The following is a 15,138-nucleotide window of genomic DNA, read 5'->3' as shown; positions in this document are numbered from 1 at the left end:
AACCTCAAAACAAATGAAGTTGAAATTTTTAGGAACCGGAACTTCTCAGGGCGTTCCCGTTATTGGCTGCACTTGCGAGGTATGTACCTCGAAAAATCCGAAAGATAAGCGTTTCAGGGCTTCTGCAATGGTAACAACCGATGAAAACAAAAAAATTCTCATCGATTGCGGTCCCGATTTCAGACAGCAGATGCTGATCAATCAAGAAAATCACGTGGATATTGCACTTCTTACTCATGAACATAACGATCACGTTATTGGTCTTGATGATATGCGTCCTTTAATTTTTAAGAGCGGAAAAAACATGCCTCTTTATAGCAGCGAAAGAGTGGGGAATGAAGTTAAAAACCGTTTTCCGTATGCTTTTGTGGATGAAAGATATCCCGGAGCTCCTGCATTTGATCTTCATACTATTGAAAATAAACCTTTTGAAGTTTTAGATCTTACAATTACTCCAATTGAAGTTATTCATTACAAAATAACTGTTTTCGGATATAAATTTAAAAACTTAGCTTACATCACAGATGCCGGTTTTATCTCTGAAACGGAAAAGGAAAAATTACATGATCTGGATGTTCTAATTTTGAACTGCATCCGCAAATTTGATCCTCATCCTGCACATTTTGTGTTGGCAGACGTCATAAAATTATACGAAGAACTACAACCTAAAAAATTATTTTTAACCCACATCAGTCATCATTTCGGATTGCATGATATTGAAGATAAGTTACTTCCTGCCGGAATACACTTTTCTTACGATGGTTTGGAGATTAATTTTTAAAGAAAAGTTTGCAAAAAGTTTTTGAACATATCAAAAACTTTTCTATATTTGCACACCAATTTAAAACAAGCCCAGTTGGCGGAATTGGTAGACGCGCTAGACTCAAACTCTAGTATCGAAAGATGTGCCGGTTCGATTCCGGCACTGGGTACAACAGTTAAAAGCAATCTATTTTATAGATTGCTTTTTCTATTTTTTAGACACTGAAATTCAAATACTTAGAAAATAATTAAAATCAAAAATTTTTCAAATATTTCGATAAAAATCGATAAAAAAACTAATAATCAATTAGTTAAAGTCTACGTTGTGATAGATTTTATTTTATAGTATCATATCATAATTGAACCATTAGCTAGTGCAGGTGTTTAGAAATACAGTTCGACTAGCTTACCACTAAACGCTATTCATAGCTTTGAGATATGTTTAAAATTGAGTAAATTGCAGGCCTTTAAGTATTTTTTACAATGTCCAATTTTGAAATATTTTTCGATTACATTCAAGAAATATCAGGCAAGATACTGTCGGAAGAAGATAAGCTATTACTTACAGCGCATTTTAAACCTCGAAAACTTCGAAAACGACAATATTTTCTACAGGAAGGCGACGTTTGCAAATTTATTGCGTTTATTGTGAAAGGTTCTGCCAGGACATTTACAGTAGATGAAAAAGGACACGAACATATATTGAGATTATCTGTGGAAAGTTGGTGGCTCACAGATTTCGAAAGCTTTTACCGTTTGACGCCAAGCCTCTATAATATCGAAGCGTTAGAAGATTTGGAACTACTGCAAACAACAAATGCAGAAATTGGGGAATTTCTCAAAGATATTCCCGCCTTTTCAGCAATGTCAGACATAATCAGTCAAAATAGTACTATTGCTTCGCAAAAAAGAATGAACACAATTAACTACTCGGCTGAAGAACGATATGAGGAACTAGTGAAAAACTATCCGTATTTTTTACAGCGATTTTCGCAGCAAATGATTGCTTCTTACCTTGGATTATCTTCTGAAACTCTTAGTAGAATCAAGAAAAATGCGTTGAAATAAATCCTTTGCACAAAAGTATTGAAATCCTCTCTCCTTTTGTTACAATATCTTAATAATGAATGCTTGATTCTTTAAAACCTTTGTTAATTTGTTCTTCCTGATATCTCAATTTTTATTTGTTTAAGATCACAGTTTTCAACAAATCAAAAAGTTTTAAGAAAAGATTCTAGGCGCTTGCTATTCTACTCCATCTGGAACTTTTGATTTTTTCATTTTCATAAAATTCTATTTTACAATCATTTACTAATATTTCCTGATTAAAGTCATTGGTTTCAATTGATATTTATCACCATTAAACAGTGATGAATATCAATGCACAACTTGATGTGATCCTGCAACTTTGTAATCGAATTCAGAGCGTAAAAATCTGAAAAGTATTAATCAAATTAATAATAAAATCATGAGTAAATTAGAAAATAAGGTAGCGATAGTTACCGGTGCTGCTAAAGGTATAGGCGCGGCTATTGCAAAACATCTTGCGCACGAAGGAGCAAAGGTTGTTGTAAATTACGCTTCCAGTAAAGAAGCTGCGGAGAATGTGGTAAAAGTGATCACCGATCATGGTGGTGTTGCCATAGCCGTACAGGCCGACGTATCCAATGAAGCGGACGTGAACAGATTGTTTGAAGAAACAAAAAGGGCTTTCGGCACGCTTGATATCTTAGTTAACAATGCCGTATCGCAAGGATTTGCAGCAATTGAACAAATTACGGTGGAAGATTTCCATAGAAGTTTTAACGTTAATGTATTAGGAACTATATTGACTATCCAGTCCGCTTTGAAACTTTTTGGAGAAAAAGGTGGAAATATCATCAATATCAGTTCAGGCGCAAGTAAATCGCCACTTCCTAATGCATCAGTTTATTCTGCAACCAAGGCTGCAATAGACGCTTTCACCATTGCATTGTCTAAAGAATTAGGCGCAAAAAACATTCGTATCAATTCCATTTTACCGGGTGCTACAGATACAGAAGGTGCAACGAATGCGGGTGTAACAACTGGCAGTGATTATGAAAAGATGTTTGTTGAAAAAACTCCGCTGGGCCGCAGAGGACAGCCTGAAGATATTGCGAAAGCCTCGGTATTTTTGGCTTCTGATGATGCAGCATGGATCACGGGTGAGCAGATTTCCGTTTCAGGTGGTATGTATGGTTTCTAAATCGTAGCTGCAAAAATGAAAAATTGCAAAGTTTATTCCCACAAAAATGCTCAATAATTAAATTACGAAACTATAGGTATCATCGGGGCGGAAAACATAGGTAAAGCCGCTGCCAGTCATTTTTTTGCTAAAGGTAAGTTCTGTTCAGTAACAGCAAAGGCCTGAACTTTTATAGAAAAAGTCTCAAAACCGGGGTCGGGAGCAAAAGCTGCTATTTATGTTCAAGTTGACACACCGTTTTTTTGTAAAGCAAACATTTGAAGCAGTTAGTTTTTGTTCTGTCCCGCAAAAAAAATTCAGTACAGTTTATTAAAACCTCAGTATTTTCTGGGGTTTTTAGTTTTTAATAAAAAGAAAATATCCAACAAAAAAAATTCTTAAATTGATAATGTTTTTGACATACATATAAATCCTTTTTTATCTGAAGGTCTGAGGTAAAATTATACAAAAAACAAATGGTGAAATTTTGATAATAATGTATTTAGCATAAATAAAAGTGCCAAATATTCTTATTTGGCACTTTTGATATTGGAAAAATGATTTGAATTAACTGCTACTTTACAAGATAGGTCATTCCCCCATCAACAAGTATTTCAGTACCAAGCATAAAAGATGAATCGTCGGAAGCCAAAAATACTGCAGCATTGCCAATATCAGCAGGTTGTCCGATCCTTCCAGCAGGCACAGCTCCAGCGAATTGCTGCTTTACAGCATCTATTTGCTCAGCGGGGATAAACTTTTCAAATGCTGGAGTATCTGTTGTACCTGGTGTTATTACATTGGCTCTTATTTTTCTGTCTAAAAGATCTGTAGAAAATCCTTTTGCCAAATATATTACACCAGATTTTGCTGCGCCATAAAGTGTGAAGGAAGCATAAGCACGGTGTGCTGCATTCGAACCGATAAGAATAATGGAACTACCATCATTTAAATATGGTAATGCTTTCTGAACCGTAAAATAAACAGCCTTCAGATTTAAATTCATTAATTTATCATAATCTTCTTCGGTAGTAGTTGCAACTGTTCCTACACTTCCAGCACCTGCATTGGCGACCAAAATATCAATCTTTCCAAATTTCTCAGATGTTGTTTTAAACGCTCTTTCAAGATCTTCTGATTTGGTCACATCTGCATTAATCGCTATAAAACCATCTCCAAGAAGTGCTACTGCACTATCTAAAGTTTCCTGATTTCTACCTACAATTGCTCCTGTCGCACCTTCATTCTTTAATGCCTCCGCAATACCAAGACCTATACCACTGTTACCTCCGGTGATCACTGCAACTTTGTTTTTTAATTTACTCATAATTGTACATTTTAAATTTATCAGATATTCTGTTTTGAATTATAGCACAAAGATATTTCCACAGCACTAATGCGTTCTTGACCTGAATCATTAAATACACTTGATCTAAATCAAGTCAAGGATTTGAAGTTTAGGAATTATTTTTTAGAAAGTACAAGATGGAAAATATGACAGAGAAGGCATCAAGGTAAATTTACTTTGAATTTAATTTTTTCCGTAATCTGCTCAAGGTTTCAGGAGACAAACCTAAATAGGAAGCAATCACATTTTGCGGAAAGCGTTGTAAAAAGTGTGGGTAATTATTGACAAAATCGGCATAACGTTCTTCAGCAGTATAGCGGATTACGGTTTGCATCCTTTTCTGATTGGCAATTGCATTATTCTGCTTGATGACCTCCATCATCGTTGAAAATGCAGGGATATGTTTTAAAAACTCTTCAACTTGTGCATTTGTCGTTTGCAAAACTTCAAGATCCTCCATTGCCTCTATATTGTAGCGACTTGGCGTAAGCTGATAAAAACTTTCAAAATCTGTGAGCCACCAATTCTCGAGAGATAGTTTCAGAATGTTTTCATTTCCTTCTTCATCCACAGAAAATGTTTTGGCAGAACCTTTTACGATAAATCCAGTGTATTTGCAGACATCACCTTCCTGAAGAAAATATTGTTTTTTTCTAAATTTTCTGGGTTTCATTTGAGTCTCAATCACAAATTTGTCATGTTCAGAAAGAATTTCTCCGGACAATTTTTGAATGTAATCGTAAAAAATTTCAAAATTGGACATTTATAAATATCTATTTGTTTGTAATATAGTAAGACGTCCTTTTAAATACAAATTCATTTTTGAACAAAAATTTAAACTGAATTATTCTTCTGAATGAATCTAAAAATCATCACTTTCTTAAAAACTAAGATATCCCATAAACTTACTTTCCTAATTTACTCTTTCGGATACGACTTAATGTTTCAGGTGAAATTCCCAGATATGAAGCTATCATCGTTTGCGGAAATCTTTTTAAAAATTCCGGGTAGTCTTTTGACAGGTTATCATATCGATCTTCAGCGCTCAAACTTATGGAGCTATGGATCCGTTTCTGTGTGGCAACGATTCCTTTCTTGTCAATTAGTTTAATCATTTCATCTACTGCGGGAATCTTAGAAATAAGTTCTTGTAGCTTATGATATTCAATCATTAAAACCTGTGAATCTTCAAGTACCTCAATATTATAAAGTGAAGGTGTTTTGAAATTGTAACTTTCATAATCACCCATCCACCAGTTTTCTATAGCAAAACGGATGATATGGTATTGCCCTTTATCATTTACACTATACATAAATCCCGCACCCTCGATAAAAAATGACATATACTTACAAACATCGCCTTCCTGAAGTAAATATTGTCGTTTGCGTAATAATTTAAATTTGAAAGCATCCCGAATAAGTTCTTTCTCTTCAGCGTCTAATATTAGTGCTGATTTTAACTCGATGTATATAAAAAGTTGTTTAAACGGTAATGAATCCAACAGAAATTATTTTTAATATCAACGTGAAAATACACATTATTTTCAATACCTGCTTGATAAATGTCAAGATTAATTTACTGCATTTGTCAATATCTATGTTGTCTGCTTGAAGCAATTTTGCTGCATCAAAATCATTTACAATGAAAACAGATCAAAATAATGTTATAAGAATCTTCAAACAAGGTTCCCCAGAAGTTCTTGAGTACGGAACAGATGTTATCGGAACACCATCAGCAGGTCAGGTTTTGCTTAAGCAAGAAGCCATAGGCCTCAATTTTGTCGATGTAATGTTTCGAAAAGGAATTTTTCCTTTAAGCAACTTTCCACTTATTATCGGAGTTGAAGCCTCCGGAGTTATAGAAGCCATCGGACAAGGAGTAAGCGGATTTAATATCGGCGATCGCGTCACGTACTACTTTTCTTTGGGAGCCTATGCGGAAAGAAGGATCATTAATGCCTCAAGTCTTATTAAAATTCCTGAAAATATTTCTTTTGATCAGGCAGCAGCGATCACAGCCAAAGGTCTGACCGCAAGAATGCTCGTTAAACAGGCTTATCCTGTAAAAAAAGATGATATCATTCTGGTACACGCAGCAGCGGGAGGTGTCGGTTCTTTAGTAAGCAGATGGGCAAAATCTTTAGGAGCTACAGTGATCGGAACAGTTGGAAGTAGCAGCAAAAAAGCTTTTGCCCTTAACCACGGAATTGACCATATTGTGACTCTCGATACTGAAGATTTAGAAGAATTTGTATTAAAATTTACAGGAGGCAAAACCATAGATGCCGTATATGATGGTGTCGGAAATTCAACATTCAACACTTCTTTACATCTTATAAAAAACGGAGGTACAGCAGTATTATTCGGTTCATCTTCAGGTGCGCCAAACATCGACACAAAAACAATGAACGATAATAATATTCAGCTCATCCGCCCTGATCTGGGCAGTTATTTTAATGGTCCTTCAAGTATTCAAAATGCAGCTACAGAAATGTTCGAAGCGTTTGAGAAAGGAATTCTTGGCAAAATAAATCCAATTGTCTATTCCCTGAAAGACGCTGCAAAGGCGCATCAGGATCTGGAATCTGGTCAAACAACAGGTTCGGTAATATTTCACATTTAAATTCAATTCAATTATAATTATGTCTAAATTAAAAAACAAAACAGCCTTTGTAACAGGCGGGAGCCGTGGTATCGGTGCAGGAATCGTAAAAGAACTTGCTACGCAGGGAGCGAACGTTATATTCACATATCTAAGTTCAGATCAAAAAGCTAAAGAACTCGTAGATCTTATTGAATCATTGGGTGTCAAAGGAAAAGCTATTAAAGCCGATACAGGGAATAAACAGGATATTGAGTCTGCGATCAGATCAGCAACTGAACTAGGAAAAATAGATATCCTTGTCAACAATGCAGGTCTGTTTATCAATGGAGCGGTAGACGATGAAAGTATCAATATAGAAGAAATGGAAAAACAGTGGAATGTCAATGTATTGGGCGTTGCTCATACAGTCCGCTCTATTCTACCCTTGATGAATGACGGTGGCAGAATCATTTCTATCGGCTCAACAGGTGCCAGCCGAAGCCCTTATCCCGGATTAGGCGACTATTCGGCTACAAAGGCAGCATTGGCAGCCTATACCAGAAGCTGGGCAAGAGATCTTGGAGGAAGGAATATTACTGTAAACATTATTCAGCCGGGCCTGATCAATACTGATATGAATCCTTCTGACGGTCCGTTCAGTGAGCATATGCTTCAGGCAGTTGCTTTAGGTCGTTATGGTCAGCCAAAGGACATTGGTCTTGCGGTAGCATTCCTTGCGAGTGATGATGCTCAGTACATTACAGGAACTACGCTCAATGTCGACGGAGGACAAAGTGCTTAGTAATTATAAGATTAACTACAAAAAAAGGGACATTGATGAATGTCCCTTTTTGTATTAAAATTCAATAAAATGATTTGAAAAACATCCATCAAATCATTAAAATCATCCATTTTTAGCAGGTTCCGATAAATGGAACTTTGCAACAGACAAAATCAATATATGTCCAACCAAAAAATTTAATAAAATGTCTGTTTCAGATTTATTTAAACCACTTACTTTTCTTCATGGTCCTTCAATGAGAAACCGTTTTATGATGGCACCACTTACGAGTCAGCAAAGTGATATTGATGGCACAGCTTCTAAATATGACCAATTTTGGATGGAACAATTGGCACAAGGCGGTTACGGACTCATCCAAACCAGCGCTTCTACGGTAGAAGCCGGAGCAATAGCATTTGAGCGTCAACTCGGCATTCACAGTGATAAACACTTGCCTGGATTGACGAAAATGGCTACGGTTGTTCGTGAAGGAGGTGCACTGTCTGCGGTACAACTTCACCATGCAGGACATCGTGCCGTGCCTTCTGTAGGTGGAATTCCGGCTCCTGCATCAAGCAAAACATTAAAGAATATAAAAGCAATCTCCACCGAAGAAGTCGAAAGAATCCGTGATAGTTTTATTACAGCCGCAAAGAGAGCACAATTGACTGGATTTGATGGTGTTTCCGTTCACGGTGCTTTTGGCTGGATCTTATCTGAATTTCTTTCACCAAATCTCAACGACAGAACCGATAAATACGGCGGAAATGTAGAAAACCGAGCACGACTTACGATCGAGGTCATTGAAGGAATCCGAAAAGCCTGTGGTCCTGATTTTCAGATCGGTTGGCGTCTGTCTATAGAGCGGTATGGACTTCGTTTGGAGGAATTACGGGAAATTACCGCTGAAATATTTGATAAAGAATTAATTGATTACCTGGATCTGGCGCTTTGGGATTCGGCGCAGTTGGCTAGAGAAGGAAATTTTCAAGGAAAAACAATGTTAAGTGTATTTACAGAGCTTCCGCGTAAAGGTGTACGTTTAGGTACTGCAGGGAAAATAATGAGCGCGCAGCGTGCCAGAGAACTGCTGGATGAAGGCTGTGATTTTGTCCTGATTGCCAGAGCAGGAATTCTTCAACGGGATTTTCCGCTTCAGGTAAAAGCTAATCCTTTGTATGATAGTCCGCAGCTGCCTGTGACGGCAGATTATCTTCGTGAGGGAGGACTCAGTGAGCGATTTATCGAAACGATGAGAGGCTGGCAGACCTTTGTAAAACCAGGGTCATAATGAATTTAGAGTTTTCAAAATTTATAATTAAATCAAAGCGAACTTTTTCAGTAGAGTTCGTTTTATTTTTTGTTAAAAAGTTTTAAACTGAACATTTAAATCGATAGCTGAAAACCCTAGCCCCGATAGAAGCGGCATCCTTTTTTGTTGCGGCTGCAGCGAAGCGGAAGCCGTAACAAAAAAGATATAGCGGATAGCGGGATTAAGCTCCTAAAAAAAAGAAAAATCAGGTTTAAAAATCTCCATTACAAAGTGAAAATCATCCATTCTTTAGCGGCCGTTATTCCCACATCTTTGCAGTGTAAATTAAATTTCTATACAATGAAAAAAACAGCAATTATTATTCTTTCTGACCCAAAATCTGGGTCAGAAGAATCTTTAGGAAGAGTGTTTAATGCTTTGGCATCAGCTTACGAATTTAAACACGCAGGAGAAGATGTAAAAATCATTTTCCAGGGAACGGGAATCAGATGGCCGGAACAATTGGAAAAAGCAGATCATCCTGTACACGGACTTTACAACGAAGTGAAGGCTTACGTTCACGGTCTGTCAAAAGGTTGTGTTGCGGTATTTGGAACTGAAGTTTCAGGGTATGAATCATTAAATGAAAACGAAGTTCCGGGAACTCCTGGTCTGCCAAGTTTTCTTAATTTGAGAAATGACGGTTACGATATTTTAATATTCTAACCAAACTCTGAAACTGCCCTTTGAAATTTCGGAGGGCAGTTTTGATTTAAAAATAATAATTAAATTGCAAGTACAATGTTATCACAATCTGTATACGCTCGTGAATGAGCAAAACGGGAATCTGGCTTTCAAGCTTTTTGAGTTTGATAACAACAGCTATTTTGACCATATTCAGCGTAATAATTATTTTACGTTGATCCTGATCACTTCGGGAGAAGGCGTCGCCACAGTTGACCTTTGTGATTATCCTTTCACAGAAAATACGCTGTTTGCATTCTATCCTTATCAGCCTTTTATGTTGCAGTCTGAAAAATCAATTGCAGGAATTTCTATACAATTTCACCACGATTTTTTTTGTATTTACAGACACCAAAAGGAAATTGCAGCGAACGGCATTTTATTCAATAATGTCTATCAACAACCATTTATTGGTTTAAATGAATTCAGTAAAAGTTCTATCTTAAATTTGATCAATGGTATCGCGAATGAGCTTAAAAATGATGCATTCAGAAAGGATGAAGTTCTGATCTCATACTTAAAGATTTTGCTGGTTACTGCGACAAGAATTAAACTTGAACAACAAACGATTCAAGATTCTGAAACGGTACATATTAAGCAGCAATTTGTCATCCAGAATCTTAAAAATGCCATTGAAGATCATTTTCGCACCAAACATTCAGCCAGTGATTATGCGGATTTATTAAATCAAACACCGGCTTCGCTTGCAAGAATTACAAAGAATCATTTCAATAAAACACTTTCTGACCTGATCACTGAACGAATTATCATTGAAGCAAAACGCGAATTATACCTTACCGATAAAACCATCAAAGAAATAGCCTATGAACTCGGATATGAAGACGAATATTATTTCAGCAGGCTTTTTAAAAATAAAACGGATATTTCACCTCAAATTTATAGGAATACCATCGGTTTTAACAGAGGTGCAGAATCTAACTAAAGATAAAAATGGAAAGCTACAATAAATATATGCTTGAATGCATAGAGCTCGCAAAACAGGCATTAACAAAAGGAAATCCGCCAGTTGGTTCTATTCTGGTTTTTGAAGATAAAATTATCGGCCGAGGAATCGAATCCGGAAAATCGAGCGGAGATATTACAAAGCACGCTGAAATTTTAGCGGTAAAAGATGCTTTGAAAAATGGTTACCGAGAGGTTTTGGATCAATCTGTGATGTTTTCTACCCACGAGCCGTGCATTATGTGCTCGTATCTCATCAGGCATCATAAAATTGCAAAAATTGTATTCGGAGTTTCCGTTCCATTTGTTGGTGGACAATCCTCGGAATTTAAAATTCTTGAAGCAGAAAACATTCCTAAATGGGGCCGTAAACCTGAAATTGAATCAGGAATATTACAAAATGAATGTGAGATACTGAATGAAAAGTTTGCCGAATATCTTTCGAAGCAATAAACTCCTTAGTGTTTCAAAACTGATAACAGCTCAATAATTATTTTGGCGGTTGCACCCCAAACTTTATGGTTATTTACTTCAAAGTAAGGAGTTATTACCATATCACCGGGAATGCTGATTTCACTGCAACCTATGATATTTTGGTCTAAAAAATAGTTCAGTTTTAATTCAAAAACCTGTTGAACTTCCCGTGGATCAGGTACAAAATCCGGTCGAAACGGAATATATCCGACAACAGGCAAAACATTGAAATCACTTGGACCGATAAAAATTTCAGTCAGTGTTCCTAAAATAGCAATATCTTCAGGATTTACTCCGATTTCTTCCTGCGTTTCCCGAAGTGCGGTTTGAATAAGATTTTCATCTGTCATCTCAAATCTGCCTCCCGGAAATCCAACCTCATCGGAATGAAAACCTTCGTAGGAATTTCGCAGGATCAGGGGAAAATAAACCTCATTATCAATTGGGTACAAAAGCATCAATACCGCACTTTTCCTGGTTTTCTCAGTCGGTTGTAAGGTCAGGTATTTTGCTGAAAAAGCTTCCATTATTTGGTGTGCTTTTTCTCCCGGAAGTTCTTTTTTGAGATTTTCATTAAGCCTTTTGATCAACGAAGAAAATGCCGGCTTTTTCAAATGATTATACATCAGTCAAATTTTTAATAAATGTAAATTTCATCCAATAAACTGAGTTTGTAAATGGACAAATTTAAATTTTTAATGGATGAATCTTCATTGATGACAAACCAGTTAATTTTAAAAAATGTAAAATTAAAATACTATTTATCATCAAAAATTTACAACTATTTGGCTGTTGTATATCGTTGCTTTTGACTTTTATTCGTTATAATTTTGGATACAATAGTTTAATGATTAACTTTACAATTCACCGAATTAAACTTTATCCCATGAAAAAAATTGTAATGTTTCTTTTACTGACTTTTGTTTTAACAGCTTGTGGTGATGAGTGTTACAATGCTCCTCAGCCAATTGTTTTTGAATTCGTAGATGCTGATGACAAAAATCTGATTATCAATGGAACGCTAAATCCGTATTCAGTGAGTGACGAAAATAATGTCGGAGTACAGCTAACCAAAACTGATGACGGTAGAATTATTTTGGAAAACGTGGGTGCTTATAACGGTACAAAAAACTATACTTTTTATTCTGCACTTAAAATTTTTGAATTTTCAATACAGTCTTCCGAATTTAAAGGTGGTTGTGATGGTTACCAGATTAATAAATTAACTTTTAAAGGAGTGGGAATTGATGTAAAAGATGAAAACGGATACTATAAAATTATTCTGCAATAGTTTAATAATTATTTTAAACGCCTCGTCTTTAATATTATATGACTTCTAATTCACATAAAACACCAAAGAATTCTATCAATCAACCGTGAATTGCCCTTTTTTAATTATTAGGGAAATCGTTTTTTTATAAATCATATTTAGTAATCATTTGACTGATATATATCTTATTGTTACTGACCAGATATTTATTAACTGGCGAAATATTATTTACTCCATACAGCATTTCAAATTATTTTTTCTAGGCATAAAGTCTAGGCTGAAAATAGCGCACAATCTCTTAATTATTTACAATTATTTCCTCGAAAATAATCGTTTTAAATTTTAAATAAAGAACAATATATGAGTGCCGAAAGTGCAGGACACTCTATTGATATGTTCATAGTAATTTAGCTGTAAATCAAGACGGTGAGCAATCCAAAAATTTCATACACAGAGTTTTTTGCAAATCTTTCTTGAGAAACGCAAATGCGATGATAGGATCTGTTATAAAGTAGTCAGGGTTTATTAAAAAACACCTCAGATTTATCTAAATATCAAGATGGTCTCATACAGCAATCTAAAATGAAATGAACCTCAAAAAATATGTATCAATTATTTTTTAAAGAAAAAGGATATTCACTTCTCTTCACTTTGTGTTCTGTTATTATTTCGATGACTGCCAAAGCACAAAGTATTGATCGGTTTGATTTGGTGAACAGGCATAATGTGATCTTAAATGAAATTGATCCATTGTCTCCGCTTTCGATAGGCAATGGAGACTTTGCATATACCGCAGATATTACAGGTATGCAGTCATTGGAAAAGTATTATTACACAAACGGAATTCCATTAGAAACACTTTCTACATTTGCATGGCACTCTTTTCCCAATACGAAAAACCTGAAACTGGAAGATGCCATGAAAGCAAGTGACTTTCACGGTCGCAAAATTATGTATGCAAGTCAGGAAAAAAGTGCTGCAGGCGAATATTTCAGGCAAAATCCTCACCCTGCTCCACTGGGACAGATCAGTCTGGTCAGAGGAAACGGTAAATCTCTGGAAGTAAGCGACATCAATCACGTTAATCAAAAACTCAATTTGTGGAAAGGACTATTATCAAGTTCTTATGAGATAGACGGAAAATCAGTTACTGTGGAAACAGTGAGCAGCCCGGATCAAAATATTGTTGCATTTTCTCTGAAGTCATCATTGCTAAAAGAAGGAAAATTAAAACCTGCATTTCGTTTTCCTTATGCCTATGATTTATCTATTAAAAACAAACCACCCTTCGAATGGAATAAACCCAGTCTGCATACAACCACAATAATCAGCAAAGGATCTAATAATGTACTCCTGAAAAGAATCATTGATTCTACTGAATATTATGTAACTATTTATTGGCAGGGAAAGGCGAAATTTGAATCAGACGAACCACATCATTTTTATCTGAATGCAACAGGTTCAGAAAACCTTCAGATTGTTTGCCGATTTTCTCTTAAACCTATTAAACAGTATCCTCCACAGTTTTCTGAAGTGCGTACTGCAAGTGAACTTTCGTGGAAAGATTACTGGACTAAAGGCGGTGCAGTAGATTTTTCGGGCAGCAAAGATCCGCGTGCGGGGGAATTGGAAAGAAGAGTTATTCTTTCACAATATCTGATGAAGATAAATTATGCAGGTTCTTTTCCTCCTCAAGAGACGGGTTTAACTCATATCAGTTGGTATGGTAAGCATAATTCAGAAGTATATTGGTGGCATGCGGCGCAGTTTTACCAGTGGAATCATACCGATTTATTGGAAAAAAGCTTTAGCTGGTACAAAACGATATTGCCTATTGCTTTAAAGGAAGCAAAACGTGAAGGTTTTGAAGGAGCAAGATGGCCAAAAATGGCAGGTATTGATGGGAGAACAAGTCCGGGAGGAATCAATCCTTTTATTATTTGGAACCAGCCCAACCCTATTTATTTAGCCGAATTGATATACAGGAAGAGCCCAAATGATGCAACTCTCCAAAAATACAGCGATGTTGTCTTTGAGTCGGCTAATTTTCTGGCTTCTTACGCTTTTTATGATGCGAAAACTGACAGATTTATTCTCGGACCACCTCTAAAAAGTGTAAACGAAAAGACCAATGAAAATACTACTCAGAATCCAACTTTTGAGTTGGTACAGTGGTATTACGGATTAAAAGTTGCTCAGGACTGGCGCGTTCGTATGGGGATGCCGCGAAATGTACGCTGGGACGAGATCCTGAAAAAATTATCATACCCGACAATAAAGGACGATAAATATCTGGAAATGGAAACAGACCCCGATATGTATGACCAAAGAGGAGGCTTTTCTTCTGCAATGCTGATGAGTTTAGGATATTTACCTCAAACACCTCTCATAGATCTTTCTGTGATGCACAATACTTTTAATACTATTTATGAACGTAATGGTTTAAGGAGTTTTGTGAGTTGGAGCTTAGGGAAAGGAGCCATGACAGCGGCACGCTTAGGCGAACAGGAAAAAGCGATAGATATTTTGTGTAATGCCCTTCCCGGTGCAGTATTTTTAAAGAACGGACATGTACAACGTGCTAAAGAACCATTAGCCTGCCCTGCTTATTTACCTGCAAATAGTGCTTTTCTTTCAGCTGTTGCTTTGATGGCTGCGGGATGGGATAACGGACCGGAAAAAAACGCACCCGGTTTTCCTCAAAACGGAAACTGGAATATCAAAGTGGAAAATCTAAATAAATTACCTTAAACA

Annotated in this window: 15 protein-coding genes and 1 tRNA gene; 12 read left to right on the top strand and 4 right to left on the bottom strand. The window is 36.2% G+C overall.

The annotated features are described in order from the left end of the window. The first annotated feature begins 13 nt into the window (after positions 1–13). The 4 genes from NZ698_RS01390 to NZ698_RS01375 all read left to right on the top strand — a co-directional run bounded on the left by NZ698_RS01390 (position 14) and on the right by NZ698_RS01375 (position 2,989). The gene (locus tag NZ698_RS01390) at positions 14–781 is read left to right on the top strand and encodes an MBL fold metallo-hydrolase (RefSeq protein WP_263001136.1); all 768 of its coding nucleotides are present in this window, start codon (positions 14–16) and stop codon (positions 779–781) included. 69 nt (positions 782–850) lie between these two features. Next, a tRNA-Leu gene (locus NZ698_RS01385) sits at positions 851–932 on the top strand. A 313-nt stretch (positions 933–1,245) separates the two neighbouring features. Beyond that, complete coding sequence (locus NZ698_RS01380) at positions 1,246–1,830, top strand: Crp/Fnr family transcriptional regulator (RefSeq protein WP_263001134.1); 585 nt, start codon at positions 1,246–1,248, stop codon at positions 1,828–1,830. A gap of 400 nt (positions 1,831–2,230) precedes the next feature. After that, entirely contained in the window at positions 2,231–2,989 is a 759-nt protein-coding gene (locus NZ698_RS01375; RefSeq protein ID WP_263001132.1) for an SDR family NAD(P)-dependent oxidoreductase, read from the top strand. A 553-nt stretch (positions 2,990–3,542) separates the two neighbouring features. Here NZ698_RS01375 and NZ698_RS01370 read toward each other — a convergent pair. From NZ698_RS01370 to NZ698_RS01360, 3 genes are all read right to left on the bottom strand, one after another. Further along, positions 3,543–4,295 (bottom strand): SDR family NAD(P)-dependent oxidoreductase, encoded by a 753-nt coding sequence (locus tag NZ698_RS01370; RefSeq protein WP_263001131.1) that lies wholly within the window; start codon positions 4,293–4,295, stop codon positions 3,543–3,545. Between the two features lie 193 nt (positions 4,296–4,488). Next, the gene (locus NZ698_RS01365) at positions 4,489–5,079 is read right to left on the bottom strand and encodes a Crp/Fnr family transcriptional regulator (RefSeq protein ID WP_263001130.1); all 591 of its coding nucleotides are present in this window, start codon (positions 5,077–5,079) and stop codon (positions 4,489–4,491) included. A 142-nt stretch (positions 5,080–5,221) separates the two neighbouring features. Then, a complete protein-coding gene (locus NZ698_RS01360; protein WP_263001127.1) occupies positions 5,222–5,818 on the bottom strand; it encodes a Crp/Fnr family transcriptional regulator in 597 nt (198 codons plus the stop codon). A gap of 140 nt (positions 5,819–5,958) precedes the next feature. On the opposite strand from NZ698_RS01360, the gene NZ698_RS01355 reads away from it, so the two are divergent. From NZ698_RS01355 to NZ698_RS01330, 6 genes are all read left to right on the top strand, one after another. Then, positions 5,959–6,939: a quinone oxidoreductase family protein gene (locus NZ698_RS01355; RefSeq protein ID WP_263001126.1), complete on the top strand. Its 981-nt coding sequence runs from the start codon at positions 5,959–5,961 to the stop codon at positions 6,937–6,939. Between the two features lie 19 nt (positions 6,940–6,958). After that, positions 6,959–7,702, top strand: coding sequence for an SDR family NAD(P)-dependent oxidoreductase (locus NZ698_RS01350; RefSeq protein WP_263001124.1), 744 nt, complete (start codon positions 6,959–6,961; stop codon positions 7,700–7,702). A 184-nt stretch (positions 7,703–7,886) separates the two neighbouring features. Continuing rightward, positions 7,887–8,972, top strand: coding sequence for an NADH:flavin oxidoreductase (locus NZ698_RS01345; RefSeq protein ID WP_263001122.1), 1,086 nt, complete (start codon positions 7,887–7,889; stop codon positions 8,970–8,972). Between the two features lie 321 nt (positions 8,973–9,293). Beyond that, positions 9,294–9,659 carry a DsrE family protein gene (locus NZ698_RS01340; RefSeq protein ID WP_263001120.1) on the top strand — a complete coding sequence of 122 codons (366 nt, stop codon included), beginning with the start codon at positions 9,294–9,296 and terminating at the stop codon, positions 9,657–9,659. Between the two features lie 100 nt (positions 9,660–9,759). Beyond that, positions 9,760–10,620, top strand: a complete 861-nt coding sequence (locus tag NZ698_RS01335; RefSeq protein ID WP_263001119.1) for a helix-turn-helix domain-containing protein — start codon at positions 9,760–9,762, stop codon at positions 10,618–10,620. Positions 10,621–10,628: 8 nt separating this feature from the next. Then, on the top strand, positions 10,629–11,093 hold the full coding sequence (locus NZ698_RS01330; RefSeq protein ID WP_263001117.1) for a nucleoside deaminase: 465 nt from the start codon (positions 10,629–10,631) through the stop codon (positions 11,091–11,093). A gap of 5 nt (positions 11,094–11,098) precedes the next feature. Here NZ698_RS01330 and NZ698_RS01325 read toward each other — a convergent pair whose 3' ends face one another. Next, entirely contained in the window at positions 11,099–11,740 is a 642-nt protein-coding gene (locus NZ698_RS01325) for an NUDIX hydrolase (protein WP_263001116.1), read from the bottom strand. A 260-nt stretch (positions 11,741–12,000) separates the two neighbouring features. Between NZ698_RS01325 and NZ698_RS01320 the strand changes: the two genes are divergently transcribed. Both NZ698_RS01320 and NZ698_RS01315 read left to right on the top strand, forming a co-directional pair. Continuing rightward, a complete protein-coding gene (locus tag NZ698_RS01320) occupies positions 12,001–12,405 on the top strand; it encodes a membrane lipoprotein lipid attachment site-containing protein (protein WP_263001115.1) in 405 nt (134 codons plus the stop codon). A gap of 582 nt (positions 12,406–12,987) precedes the next feature. Continuing rightward, the gene (locus NZ698_RS01315; protein WP_263001114.1) at positions 12,988–15,135 is read left to right on the top strand and encodes a hypothetical protein; all 2,148 of its coding nucleotides are present in this window, start codon (positions 12,988–12,990) and stop codon (positions 15,133–15,135) included. Positions 15,136–15,138 lie beyond the last annotated feature (3 nt).

This window comes from Chryseobacterium edaphi (assembly GCF_025628985.1).
GTDB classification, from domain to species: domain Bacteria; phylum Bacteroidota; class Bacteroidia; order Flavobacteriales; family Weeksellaceae; genus Chryseobacterium; species Chryseobacterium edaphi.
The sequence above is the reverse complement of the archived record's forward strand: the minus strand, read 5'-3'. Positions and strand labels throughout refer to the sequence as shown.

Bases quoted from the DNA above. Each gene is read 5' to 3' on its own strand.
- NZ698_RS01390 (WP_263001136.1), top strand. From the start codon at position 14: ATGAAGTTGAAATTTTTAGGAACCGGAACTTCTCAGGGCGTTCCCGTT.
- NZ698_RS01380 (WP_263001134.1), top strand. From the start codon at position 1,246: ATGTCCAATTTTGAAATATTTTTCGATTACATTCAAGAAATATCAGGC.
- NZ698_RS01375 (WP_263001132.1), top strand. From the start codon at position 2,231: ATGAGTAAATTAGAAAATAAGGTAGCGATAGTTACCGGTGCTGCTAAA.
- NZ698_RS01370 (WP_263001131.1), bottom strand. From the start codon at position 4,295: ATGAGTAAATTAAAAAACAAAGTTGCAGTGATCACCGGAGGTAACAGT.
- NZ698_RS01365 (WP_263001130.1), bottom strand. From the start codon at position 5,079: ATGTCCAATTTTGAAATTTTTTACGATTACATTCAAAAATTGTCCGGA.
- NZ698_RS01355 (WP_263001126.1), top strand. From the start codon at position 5,959: ATGAAAACAGATCAAAATAATGTTATAAGAATCTTCAAACAAGGTTCC.
- NZ698_RS01350 (WP_263001124.1), top strand. From the start codon at position 6,959: ATGTCTAAATTAAAAAACAAAACAGCCTTTGTAACAGGCGGGAGCCGT.
- NZ698_RS01345 (WP_263001122.1), top strand. From the start codon at position 7,887: ATGTCTGTTTCAGATTTATTTAAACCACTTACTTTTCTTCATGGTCCT.
- NZ698_RS01340 (WP_263001120.1), top strand. From the start codon at position 9,294: ATGAAAAAAACAGCAATTATTATTCTTTCTGACCCAAAATCTGGGTCA.
- NZ698_RS01330 (WP_263001117.1), top strand. From the start codon at position 10,629: ATGGAAAGCTACAATAAATATATGCTTGAATGCATAGAGCTCGCAAAA.
- NZ698_RS01325 (WP_263001116.1), bottom strand. From the start codon at position 11,740: ATGTATAATCATTTGAAAAAGCCGGCATTTTCTTCGTTGATCAAAAGG.
- NZ698_RS01320 (WP_263001115.1), top strand. From the start codon at position 12,001: ATGAAAAAAATTGTAATGTTTCTTTTACTGACTTTTGTTTTAACAGCT.
- NZ698_RS01315 (WP_263001114.1), top strand. From the start codon at position 12,988: ATGTATCAATTATTTTTTAAAGAAAAAGGATATTCACTTCTCTTCACT.